Origin of the sequence: Prodigiosinella confusarubida, from assembly GCF_002847015.1 — a bacterium.
GTDB classification, from domain to species: Bacteria; Pseudomonadota; Gammaproteobacteria; order Enterobacterales; family Enterobacteriaceae; genus Prodigiosinella; species Prodigiosinella aquatilis.
In genome coordinates, this window is the sequence record NZ_CP025085.1 from 1,597,393 (window position 1) to 1,609,280 (window position 11,888).

Genomic DNA, 11,888 nt, shown 5'->3' on the forward strand with positions numbered 1-11,888 from the left:
GAGATCCTGATGTCTACGTTTGATCTGGCGGCGCTTAACGTTTTGCCACATTCAGAACAGTCTGCCGCGCTGGTGGTGATAAACGGCCAACTTGAATTACTATCGGCACAGGAGCGGGTAGCCTGGGCACTGGAAAATCTGCCAGGTAATTTTGTGCTCTCCTCCAGTTTTGGCATTCAGGCGGCAGTGTGTCTGCATCTGGTGACTCAGCAGCGTCCCGATATCCCGGTTATCCTGACGGATACCGGGTACCTGTTTCCGGAAACCTATCAGTTTATCGATAACCTGACGGAGCGGCTTAATCTGAATCTGCATGTCTACCGTGCGGAATTCTCTCCAGCCTGGCAGGAAGCTCGCTATGGCAAGCTGTGGGAGCAGGGTGTGAAAGGTATTGAGCAGTATAATCACATCAACAAGGTTGAACCGATGAATCGTGCCCTTAAGGAACTACAGGCGCAGAGCTGGTTTGCCGGGTTGCGTCGTGAGCAGTCTGGCAGCCGTGGTCATTTACCGGTATTGGCGGTGCAGCGTGGTGTGTTCAAGCTCTTGCCGATTATTGACTGGGATAATCGGCAAGTTTATCAGTATCTGAAAGAAAACGACCTGAGCTATCATCCGCTGTGGGATCAAGGCTATTTGTCGGTAGGCGATACACATACTACTCGTAAATGGGAGCCTGGTATGAGTGAAGAGGAAACCCGTTTCTTCGGCCTTAAGCGAGAGTGCGGGCTGCACGAAGGCTGAACGCTATCTCGGCTTTACTACTGTTGTCAGTAAATGTGCTTTTGACGGTTACTCTTTTTGTTGTAGTAATCACTTTTGCGTGGTGATGCTTGCTGTTTCTGTGATCTCCGTGAAAGCGGAGATCTATTTTGATGTAAATAAACGCACACTGTTTTTGATGTAAGCGTGAAAAATGTTGAATCAGAAAAATGCTATACTGTTCAACAATAAATGCAGTGTAATTAAGGGTTAATATAAACAGTTATTAAGCTTTTTGTTCTGTTTTTAATAACTCGTTATTCCATTACGGAACTTATCATTCTAATTCGGCATTTCATAACCCTTCCCCATACACTTTATAGTCACTTTATGATTTTTTTAGCTTAGTAAAGGCCTCTGTGAACTATCTCCCTTTATTCGCTGATCTCCGGCATCGCCCCGTACTTGTCGTCGGTGGCGGCGAAGTGGCAACGCGTAAAATTGAACTGCTTCACCGTGCTGGCGCTGAAGTGAAAGTGGTGGCTAAGGCATTGTGTGAGCCACTCAGTATGCAGCAGCAGACGGGAAAGATCGCTTGGATTGCCCAGGAGTTTACGCCATTGCAGTTAGACGGTGTTTTTCTGGTCATCGCGGCGACTGATGATACTGAATTGAACGCGGTAGTATTTGATGCCGCCAATCGGCATCAGTTGTTGGTTAACGTGGTGGATGATCAGCCAAAATGCTCGTTTATTTTCCCTTCGTTGGTCGACCGTTCTCCTTTGCTGGTAGCGATCTCTTCTGGTGGACAAGCACCGGTGCTGGCACGGATGTTGCGCGAAAAATTGGAAGCGTTATTACCCTCCAGCTTGGGGCAAATGGCTCAATTGGCGGGTAGTTGGCGTACCCGAATCAAACAGCGTTTGCAATCGATAACAGAGCGCCGGCGTTTCTGGGAGCGTATTTTCAACGGACGCTTTGCCAGTTTAATCGCTACCGGACAATTGGCGCAGGCAGAGCAGGAGCTACAGCAGCAGCTCGAACAGCCTCAGTCAGTACAGGGCGAAGTAGCGTTGGTTGGTGCCGGTCCGGGGGATGCGGGGTTACTCACACTCCGCGGTTTACAATTGATCCAGCAGGCTGATGCCGTGCTGTATGACCATCTGGTCAGTTCGGATGTATTGGAACTGATACGCCGGGATGCGGAACGCATCTGTGTCGGTAAGCGTGCTAGTGCGCATCTGCTACCTCAGGAAGAGATTAATCAACTGCTCGTCACGTTGGCACAGCAGGGGAAACGCGTCGTGCGTCTGAAAGGCGGCGATCCGTTCATGTTTGGCCGTGGTGGCGAAGAGTTGCAACATGTTGCACAGGCAGGAATTCCATTTCAGGTGGTGCCGGGAATTACGGCGGCAGCGGGAGCAACAGCGTATGCCGGTATTCCGCTGACGCATCGGGATTATGCCCAGAGCGTCGTGTTCATCACCGGTCATTGTCGTCCTGATGGTGATGTTTTGGACTGGTCTGCACTAGCTGGTGGGCGTCAGACTTTGGCGATCTATATGGGAACGGTCAAGGCGGCGGAGATCAGCCATCAGTTGATTACTCACGGACGTGAGGCGACAACGCCCGTGGCGGTGATTAGTCGTGGTACACGACGTGATCAGCAGGTGCTGATCGGCACATTGCAAACATTGGAACAACTGGCGCAGCAAGCCCCGACGCCAGCTTTGCTGGTGATCGGCGAAGTGGTCAATTTACACCAGCATATCGCCTGGTTTGGTGAACATACACAAACGCAGATGGCTACGGTTGAACACCGTCCGGTCGTCGTGAATTTGTCTTAAGGTACGATTATGGACGAAAAAAGACTCACGCATTTACGGCAGTTAGAAGCAGAAAGCATCCACATCATCCGTGAAGTGGCGGCTGAATTTGGTAACCCGGTAATGCTCTATTCGATCGGCAAGGATTCATCAGTCATGCTCCATCTGGCGCGTAAGGCATTTTATCCGGGAACACTGCCGTTTCCATTACTGCACGTGGATACTGGTTGGAAATTCCGCGCCATGTACGAATTCCGTGATCGCACGGCCAAAGCCTATGGCTGTGAATTGCTGATACACCGCAATCCGCAGGGCGTTGCTATGGGAATTAACCCCTTTGTACACGGCAGTGCCAAACACACCGATATTATGAAAACCGAAGGGTTAAAGCAGGCACTGGATAAATACGGTTTTGATGCCGCCTTTGGTGGCGCACGCCGGGATGAAGAGAAATCGCGTGCCAAGGAACGTATTTATTCGTTTCGTGATCGTTTTCACCGCTGGGATCCTAAAAACCAGCGCCCGGAGCTGTGGCACAACTACAACGGACAGATTAATAAAGGTGAAAGTATCCGTGTGTTCCCGCTGTCTAACTGGACTGAGCTAGATATCTGGCAGTACATCTATCTGGAAAATATCGATATTGTCCCGCTCTATCTGGCGGCTCCACGTCCAATTGTGTCGCGTGATGGCATGTTACTGATGGTGGATGACGATCGTATCAATCTGCAACCGGGTGAGGTGATTACGCAACGTATGGTGCGTTTCCGTACTCTGGGATGTTGGCCGTTGACGGGGGCGGTGGAGTCGCAGGCACAAACATTGCCGGAAATCATTGAAGAGATGTTGGTCTCTACTACCAGTGAGCGTCAGGGACGGGTGATCGACCGCGATCAGGCCGGGTCAATGGAGCTGAAAAAGCGTCAAGGGTATTTCTGAGGAATCGGTCGCATGAATCATGTAATAGCAAAACAGATCGCTGAACAGGGCGGTGTCGAGGCTTACCTCCAAGCACAGCAGAACAAAAGTTTGCTGCGTTTTCTGACCTGTGGCAGCGTCGACGATGGCAAAAGTACGCTTATCGGGCGTTTGTTGCACGATACCCGTCAGATTTATGAAGATCAGCTCTCCACACTGCATAGTGACAGCAAGCGGCTTGGCACCCAGGGTGAAAAGCTGGATCTGGCATTACTGGTGGATGGTCTGCAGGCAGAACGTGAGCAGGGTATTACCATTGATGTGGCTTATCGCTATTTCTCTACCGAGAAGCGTAAATTTATTATTGCTGATACGCCGGGCCATGAGCAGTACACGCGTAATATGGCGACAGGAGCTTCTACTTGTGAGCTGGCCATTCTGTTGATTGATGCCCGTAAAGGCGTGTTGGATCAGACTCGGCGGCATAGCTTTATTGCCACCTTGCTGGGCATTCGCCATCTGGTGGTCGCGGTGAATAAAATGGATTTGGTGGATTACCAGCAAGCCGTTTTTGAACAATTCAAACAGGATTATCTGGATTTTGCCCAGCAACTGCCTACCGATCTGAATATTACTTTTGTGCCCATTTCTGCACTGGATGGTGACAATGTAGCTTCGCCCAGTGAGACGATGAATTGGTACACTGGACCGACCTTGCTGGATGTACTGGAAACGGTCAACGTGATTCCACGTAGTCTGGAACAACCGATGCGTTTTCCTGTGCAGTATGTCAACCGCCCTAATCTGGATTTTCGTGGTTACTCGGGAACCGTGGCTTCGGGAGTCGTCCGCGTCGGTAATCGTATCAAGGTGTTACCTTCTGGCGTTGAGTCCACCATCAGCCGAATTGTCACCTTTGATGGTGACTTGCAGATGGCGCAAGTGGGAGAAGCCATAACATTGGTACTGGAAAACGAAATTGATATCAGTAGGGGAGACCTGCTGGTGGACAGTGCTGAAAACCTGAATACGGTACAAAGTGCGCAGGTGGATGTGGTCTGGATGGCGGAACAACCGTTAGTGCCGGGCCAAAGTTACAATATCAAGATTGCGGGTAAGAACACTCGCGCCCGGGTGGAAAATATCCAGTATCAGGTTGAAATCAATACGCTGACGCAGCGTGTGACGGATGCTTTGCCATTGAATGGTATTGGGCTGGTTGAACTGACTTTTGATGAACCGCTGGTATTGGATAATTACCAACAGAATCCTGTTACCGGCGGCATGATTTTTATTGATCGTTTAACCAATGTCACGGTGGGTGCGGGCCTGGTACGTGAAGTGATTGAACAGCCGTATCAGGATCCTGATGCTCATAGTGCGTTTGAGCTGGAGTTGAATGCGTTAGTCCGCCGTCATTTTCCTCATTGGGGTGCGCGTGATCTGTTGGGAGGGAAATAGCGTGTCTGAATATTCTCCCCGAGTGATGGCGTCTGCTGACGAGAATATTGTCTGGCATCCTCATGCGGTTACACGAACTGATCGAGAACGCCGGCATGGACACCGTGGTGCCGTGGTGTGGTTTACCGGACTTTCCGGTTCTGGTAAATCTACGTTGGCTGGCGCGCTGGAGCAGGCGCTGCATGCAAAAGGCGTCAGTACCTATCTGTTGGACGGCGATAATGTCCGGCATGGTCTATGTCGTGATTTAGGCTTCAGTGATGATGACCGGCGGGAGAATATCCGCCGAGTAGGCGAAGTATCTAAATTAATGGTCGACGCGGGTCTGGTTGTGTTAACGGCGTTTATATCACCGCACCGCGCTGAGCGGAAAATGGTGCGTGATTTGCTGGATGGTCAGCCATTTATTGAAGTTTTTGTGGATACGCCACTGGCGATCTGTGAAACACGCGATCCCAAAGGGTTGTACAAGAAAGCCCGTGCGGGTGAGTTGCGTAATTTTACTGGCATTGACGCTGTTTATGAGGCCCCTGAGCTGCCAGAATTGCATTTAGATGGAGAACAATTGGTAACACATTTGATCTCTCAATTGTTAGATATGTTGCAGGGTCGAGCTATTATCAACCCTTGATCTCCTTGTGAAAATATCATCAGGCGTTTGATGATAGGGAGACCGTGGGAAAGATAAAGATTATGCAGAATGTCACACCATTACTGGGTAGTGAAGCCAGCCATCGGCGGGATGAGGATACTCAAGTATCCTATCCGTTTATGGGGGCTATCGCTGGTTTCTCTTTCTATTGGCTGGCGTTTGTCCTTCCTTTTTTGGTCTACGGCCTGAATGTTACTTTGTTTCTGATGTTATACACTTGGCCTTTTTTCCTGGCTCTGATGCCGTTATCGGTGTTGATTGGCGTGGCTTACAGTATATTGTGGCAGGAAAATACCACGATGATGATTTTGTGCAGCGGGATCACGACGGTATCGCTGTTCTGGCTGGTATTTGCATTAATTACCGGCTGGTGGTGATCATTCAGGCTGTGTTAGTCGTTTTATCAGCGATTATTCCCCCCGATTCTCCTCTGTTCCACTTCTTTGTTGAATTGTGTTGTCTTGTAAAAAATTCACCTTTCCCCTCTTTCTTCGCTATTTAGCGGCTTTTTTCTCTCTCATGTATTCAGCAATTGTTGATGCACTGTGGAGTCTGGATAAAAGTTATGGGATGATTAGATGGCTTTTCAGGGGGCGGAATGGGAAAACTTACGCTGTTATTGTTAATAATACTTGGCTGGTTACAGTATTCACTGTGGCTGGGCAAAAATGGTATCCATGATTACGTGCGGGTGAAAGATAGTGTGTCTGTTCAACAGGAGAATAACGCCAAACTAAAATCCCGTAACGAGCAGTTGTTTGCTGAAATCGACGATCTTAATGGTGGACAGGAAGCCATCGAAGAGCGTGCACGTAATGAGCTGGGAATGATTAAACCTGGTGAAAGTTTCTATCGTCTGGTTCCTGATCAATCTGGCCGTCACACTGCCACTACCGCGCTACCTGCGCCATCCTCCAGCTCAACATTACGCTAGGTATGTCTACTCTGATTGCTCCCCCGCATGAGGTCGTTGCTATCTTGCCGGCTGCTGGCAATGGTAGCCGGATGAAAAGTGACCGTCCGAAACAGTATTTGACTATCGGTTCCAAAACCATCCTCGAACATACTATTGACGCGTTGCTACAGCATCCTCGTATTCGGCAGGTGATCGTAGTCATCAGTGCCGATGATGGCTATTTTTATTCTCTTCCTTTGGCAAATAATCCGCAGATCGCGGTGGTGACTGGCGGCAAACAGCGTGCGGATTCCGTCTTGGCGGGTTTGCTGCATGTGACTCAGGCCGAATGGGTACTGGTACATGATGCAGCTCGTCCATGTCTGCATCGAGATGATCTGAATCATCTGTTGGCGCTGACAGAACAGAGTGAGATAGGTGGCATTCTGGCTGCTCCTGTTCGTGATACGATGAAGCGCAGTTCAGACGGGTTGATTGAGCATACAGTAGAACGAGATGATCTCTGGCATGCCTTAACTCCGCAGCTTTTTCCTCTGGATTTGCTCAGAACCTGCCTTCAGCGGGCACTGAATGATGGCGTATCCATCACTGATGAAGCATCAGCGTTGGAGTACTGCGGTTATCATCCACAGATTGTCAGTGGCAGATCGGATAATATCAAGATAACACGTCTGGAGGATTTGGCCTTAGCTGAGTTTTATCTGACCAATAGTTTTAAAAATCAAAAAATTACCTAAAAGGAGAATGCGCGATGCGTATCGGTCACGGTTTCGATGTCCATAAATTTGGTGGCGAAGGTCCACTGGTGATCGGTGGTGTTCGTATCCCTTATGCTCAGGGATTGTTGGCCCATTCTGATGGTGATGTCGTGTTGCATGCCATCACCGACGCGTTGTTGGGTGCGGTTGCTCTGGGCGATATCGGTAAACTCTTTCCCGACACCGACCTTGCTTATAAAAATATAGACAGTCGGGAACTGCTACGTGATGCATGGCAACGTATCAGAGATAAAGGTTACTGTATGGGAAATCTGGATGTCACCATCATTGCCCAGGCCCCTAAAATGGCTCCGCATATTCCACAAATGCGTGTCAATCTGGCGGAAGATCTGCAATGCCACATGGATGATGTGAATGTCAAAGCGACCACGACTGAACAACTAGGATTTACTGGTCGTGGCGAGGGCATTGCCTGTGAAGCAGTCGTATTGTTGTTAAAAGATGATTCTGCCGGGGTCGTGGCATGGTAACGATGAACACTGCCGATGAGCTTACCTGGTTGCATGGAAAACCACAGTCAACAGGGATGATGAAATCCACTGCTGACGATTTTATTGTGGTCGAGGATCTCGGTTTCCAACCAGATGGCGAAGGCGAACATCTGTTGGTACGAATACGCAAACGGGGATGTAATACTGTATTTGTGGCTGAAGCGCTGGCAAAGTTTGCTCATATTCCTGCGCGTGCTGTCAGTTATGCCGGTCTTAAGGATCGTCATGCGGTTACTGAACAATGGTTTTGTCTCCATTTACCAGGAAAAGAAACTCCGGATCTGCAGGCATTTGAACTGGAAGGATGTGAGCTTCTTGAGGCTGCTCGACACCGTCGTAAACTGCGTATAGGCGCGCTGCAAGGCAATACCTTTACGCTGGTATTGCGTCACATCAGCGATCGACAATCGGTAGAAGATCGTTTGCAACGTATTACTACTGCTGGCGTGCCTAATTATTTCGGTAGTCAGCGGTTTGGCCGCGAGGGCAATAACCTTGATCAGGCCCGGCGTTGGGCGAGTAATGACATTCTGGTGAAAGAACGTAGTAAACGCAGCTTTTATCTTTCTGCCAGCCGTAGTGAACTCTTTAACTGTGTTACCAGCGCCCGCTTGGCGCAGCAACAGGAAAAAGTGGTCTTTTGCGGTGATGCTTTACAATTGACGGGTCGAGGCAGTTGGTTTGTGGCGCAGAAGGATGAGCTAACTGCTCTACAGCAGCGTGTCGAACAGGGCACATTACAGATTACGGCGCCATTGCCTGGCGATGGTGCGTTAGGTACGCAAGATGCGGCTCTGGACTTTGAGCAACAGTGTCTGCAGACACAACCATTGCTGCTGTCATTACTACAGCGTGAGCGGGTAGAGCCCGCTCGTCGTGCCGTTTTACTTTATCCTCGGGAATTGCAGTGGGAATGGCAGGATAAGATGACGGTTCAATTACGCTTTTGGCTTCCAGCGGGAAGTTTTGCCACCAGCGTAGTAAGGGAAATTGTGCTACAGGCACAGTAGGCGGCAGACATTACTGCCTCATTCAACACGAGTTTACCTTTTTCAGTTTTAGAATATCTGAATATTTTCTTGATGTTACAGAGATATATTCCCTTTCTTTAGAGGATAGATACGTTGATAAGGTTAGCTAGCGCTGAGGTTTGCGGGGAATGGTAAACAAGCGTATGCAAACGTTGCTGGCGCAGTTGCATCAGCAGGGGATTCAGGATGAGCGTCTGTTACAGGCGGTATCTGCCGTACCTCGGGAGCGCTTTGTTGATGAGGCTTTTGAACATAAAGCCTATGAAAATACAGCGCTACCAATAGGTTTTGGCCAAACGATCTCTCAGCCTTATATGGTTGCCAGAATGACCGAACTCTTACGGTTAACACCAGTTTCAAGAGTATTGGAAATAGGTACGGGTTCCGGTTATCAAACTGCAATTCTGGCTCACCTGGTTCAACATGTATGTTCAGTCGAGCGTATTAAAGGACTACAGTGGCAGGCCAAACGTCGCCTTAAACAGCTCGATCTGCATAATGTATCTACACGTCATGGTGATGGATGGCAAGGCTGGGCATCAAAAGGCCCTTTTGATGCCATAATCGTCACGGCTGCGCCACCTGAAATTCCTACCGCGTTGATGGAGCAGCTCGATGAAGGTGGCATTATGGTATTACCGGTGGGTGAACAGCAGCAAATGTTGCAGGTGGTAGAACACCATAACGGTGAATATATCGTTCAGACCGTTGAAGCTGTTAGGTTTGTTCCGCTGGTCAAAGGTGAGCTTGCCTGATACCGTGGCAAATCATCATTTAAATGTTCTCAGCCTTTAAGATTTCAACACACGTGTTTATTGTACTAATTTGTTGATATCGCTAGCATCACAGAATTGCATTATTTCTTAGATTGGCTTGTATGCCTTGATGAAAAAGTACATTTTCTCATTCTGAATACAGAATAAATTACCAGAGTTCAGCGACTTTTCTACGGATGAGGGATATCACTGGCTGGATAGAATAGTAAATTTTATGGTTATAGGGGAGTTCGGCGCATGGGAGGCCAAATAATGAATTGGCAACAGATCGCTGCATGTATGGTTATTGTTGCAGGATTAGCTAGTTGTTCTAACAGTAACAATCGATCGGCACCGATCAGCAGTGTGGATGGTGGCACTGGAAGTCGGGGAGGCATGATGTCTTCTCCGACTCCGCGCATTACTTCGCCAAGCTCTTCCAATATTACCACTCATGAAGGCAAGATAGTTTATAACCGCAGCTACAGTAATATTCCGAAAGGCAGTTATACCGGTACTAACTATATCGTCAAGCGCGGCGATACCCTGTTTTATATTGCCTGGATCAGCGGTAATGATTACCGGGAGCTGGCTCAGCGCAATGGCATTTCAGAACCTTATAGTCTGAATGTCGGCCAGACACTGACGCTGGGCAACAATATGAACGCTAATGCTTCACAGGTAATGGCCAGTAATAGTGGTCACATGTTACCTGTGAATGCAACCAGAAATGGGCAGATGCAAACTTCTCAGGTTGATTCTCAATCGACTAATGCGTATTCTGGAAATTCGGGTAAAAAGAATGTGGGTAAGATGTTACCCAAGGCAGGGGCGTCGGCTCCTGTTGCCGAACCGAGGCCAGTACCCAGCAGCAGTAATGTTGCTATCACTGGTTGGCGTTGGCCTACAGAAGGGAAAGTCATAGATAATTTCTCAGCCGCTGAGGGGGGAAATAAAGGGATTGATATCGCTGGCTCACGTGGGCAACCTGTAGTCGCTACCGCTGGCGGGCGTGTAGTGTATGCGGGCAACGCGTTGCGCGGTTACGGTAATCTGATAATCATCAAACATAATGATGACTACCTGAGCGCCTATGCCCATAACGAAACCATGCTGGTCCGGGAACAACAAGAGGTAAAGGCGGGGCAAAAAATCGCTACTATGGGTAGCACCGGAACCAGTTCAGTACGCTTACATTTTGAAATTCGTTACAAGGGGAAATCCGTAAACCCGCTGCGTTTTCTTTCGCAGCGATAAATCGGGCAGGGTATTTCGGTATTCTGCCATGGGATCACGGGTAGGAGCCACTTATGAGCCAAAGTACGCTGAAAGTTAACGAGTTACATGAAGATACTGATTTCGACGAGAATGGAATTGATGTATTTGATGACAAAGCGCTGACAGAAGAAGAGACTAATGATAATGACTCGCAAGAAGATGAGTTGCTATCACAAAGTGTTGTCCAGCGAGTTTTAGATGCAACGCAACTCTATTTAGGAGAGATTGGCTATTCACCTCTTTTAACCGCTGAAGAAGAGGTTTATTTTGCCCGGCGCGCGTTGCGTGGTGATGTATCATCACGCCGCCGTATGATCGAAAGCAACCTGCGGTTGGTGGTGAAAATTGCCCGCCGTTACAACAACCGCGGACTGGCACTGCTTGACCTGATAGAAGAGGGAAATCTCGGTCTGATTCGGGCAGTTGAAAAATTTGATCCGGAAAGAGGATTCCGCTTTTCAACCTACGCTACTTGGTGGATTCGGCAGACCATAGAGCGAGCAATTATGAATCAGACTCGCACTATTCGTTTGCCTATTCACATCGTTAAAGAACTTAATGTTTACCTTCGTACCGCGCGTGAATTATCTCATAAACTGGATCATGAGCCGAGTGCGGAAGAAATTGCCGAACAGCTCGATAGACCGGTTGATGACGTTAACCGCATGCTACGCTTGAATGAGCGCATTACTTCCGTTGATACTCCATTGGGTGGGGATTCGGAAAAAGCGTTACTGGATATTCTGGCAGACGAAAAAGATAACGGACCTGAAAATACAACTCAGGATAACGATATGAAGCAAAATATCGTTAAATGGTTGTTTGAGCTGAACGCCAAGCAGCGTGAAGTTCTGGCTCGTCGTTTTGGCTTGCTGGGGTATGAAGCCGCTACGCTGGAAGATGTTGGTCGTGAAATCGGATTAACACGCGAGCGTGTTCGCCAGATTCAGGTTGAGGGATTGCGGCGTCTGCGTGAAATATTGCAGGTACAAGGATTGGATATTGAAGAGCTGTTTCGTGAATAATGTTCACTGGCTGTTCTGAAAAATAAAAAATGGTGGGGTTACCCACCATTTTTT

At 48.6% G+C, this 11,888-nt stretch carries 13 protein-coding genes; all 13 read left to right on the plus strand.

Going from position 1 to position 11,888, the window contains the following annotated elements; genetic code table 11:
* The first annotated feature begins 9 nt into the window (after window positions 1–9).
* The 13 genes from cysH (at window position 10) to rpoS (ending at window position 11,834) form a co-directional block, all read left to right on the plus strand.
* Window positions 10–744, plus strand: coding sequence for a phosphoadenosine phosphosulfate reductase (gene cysH / locus CWC46_RS07310; protein ID WP_021017524.1), 735 nt, complete (start codon window positions 10–12; stop codon window positions 742–744).
* Window positions 745–1,121: 377 nt separating this feature from the next.
* The gene (gene cysG / locus CWC46_RS07315) at window positions 1,122–2,549 is read left to right on the plus strand and encodes a siroheme synthase CysG (protein WP_021017522.1); all 1,428 of its coding nucleotides are present in this window, start codon (window positions 1,122–1,124) and stop codon (window positions 2,547–2,549) included.
* 9 nt (window positions 2,550–2,558) lie between these two features.
* Entirely contained in the window at window positions 2,559–3,467 is a 909-nt protein-coding gene (gene cysD / locus CWC46_RS07320) for a sulfate adenylyltransferase subunit CysD (RefSeq protein WP_021017521.1), read from the plus strand.
* 12 nt (window positions 3,468–3,479) lie between these two features.
* A complete protein-coding gene (gene cysN / locus CWC46_RS07325) occupies window positions 3,480–4,907 on the plus strand; it encodes a sulfate adenylyltransferase subunit CysN (RefSeq protein ID WP_021017520.1) in 1,428 nt (475 codons plus the stop codon).
* A gap of 25 nt (window positions 4,908–4,932) precedes the next feature.
* Window positions 4,933–5,538: an adenylyl-sulfate kinase gene (cysC, locus tag CWC46_RS07330; RefSeq protein WP_037382535.1), complete on the plus strand. Its 606-nt coding sequence runs from the start codon at window positions 4,933–4,935 to the stop codon at window positions 5,536–5,538.
* Window positions 5,539–5,600: 62 nt separating this feature from the next.
* Window positions 5,601–5,936 (plus strand): DUF3561 family protein, encoded by a 336-nt coding sequence (locus tag CWC46_RS07335; RefSeq protein WP_037382533.1) that lies wholly within the window; start codon window positions 5,601–5,603, stop codon window positions 5,934–5,936.
* Between the two features lie 221 nt (window positions 5,937–6,157).
* Window positions 6,158–6,493: a cell division protein FtsB gene (gene ftsB / locus CWC46_RS07340; RefSeq protein ID WP_021017517.1), complete on the plus strand. Its 336-nt coding sequence runs from the start codon at window positions 6,158–6,160 to the stop codon at window positions 6,491–6,493.
* A gap of 2 nt (window positions 6,494–6,495) precedes the next feature.
* On the plus strand, window positions 6,496–7,212 hold the full coding sequence (gene ispD, locus CWC46_RS07345) for a 2-C-methyl-D-erythritol 4-phosphate cytidylyltransferase (RefSeq protein ID WP_021017516.1): 717 nt from the start codon (window positions 6,496–6,498) through the stop codon (window positions 7,210–7,212).
* A 14-nt stretch (window positions 7,213–7,226) separates the two neighbouring features.
* Window positions 7,227–7,724: a 2-C-methyl-D-erythritol 2,4-cyclodiphosphate synthase gene (gene ispF / locus CWC46_RS07350; RefSeq protein WP_021017515.1), complete on the plus strand. Its 498-nt coding sequence runs from the start codon at window positions 7,227–7,229 to the stop codon at window positions 7,722–7,724.
* Between the two features lie 2 nt (window positions 7,725–7,726).
* On the plus strand, window positions 7,727–8,755 hold the full coding sequence (gene truD, locus CWC46_RS07355; RefSeq protein WP_037382639.1) for a tRNA pseudouridine(13) synthase TruD: 1,029 nt from the start codon (window positions 7,727–7,729) through the stop codon (window positions 8,753–8,755).
* 149 nt (window positions 8,756–8,904) lie between these two features.
* Complete coding sequence (locus CWC46_RS07360) at window positions 8,905–9,531, plus strand: protein-L-isoaspartate(D-aspartate) O-methyltransferase (RefSeq protein ID WP_021017513.1); 627 nt, start codon at window positions 8,905–8,907, stop codon at window positions 9,529–9,531.
* Between the two features lie 258 nt (window positions 9,532–9,789).
* Window positions 9,790–10,788, plus strand: a complete 999-nt coding sequence (gene nlpD / locus CWC46_RS07365) for a murein hydrolase activator NlpD (protein ID WP_037382529.1) — start codon at window positions 9,790–9,792, stop codon at window positions 10,786–10,788.
* Window positions 10,789–10,841: 53 nt separating this feature from the next.
* The gene (gene rpoS / locus CWC46_RS07370) at window positions 10,842–11,834 is read left to right on the plus strand and encodes an RNA polymerase sigma factor RpoS (protein ID WP_021017511.1); all 993 of its coding nucleotides are present in this window, start codon (window positions 10,842–10,844) and stop codon (window positions 11,832–11,834) included.
* Window positions 11,835–11,888: the final 54 nt, after the last annotated feature.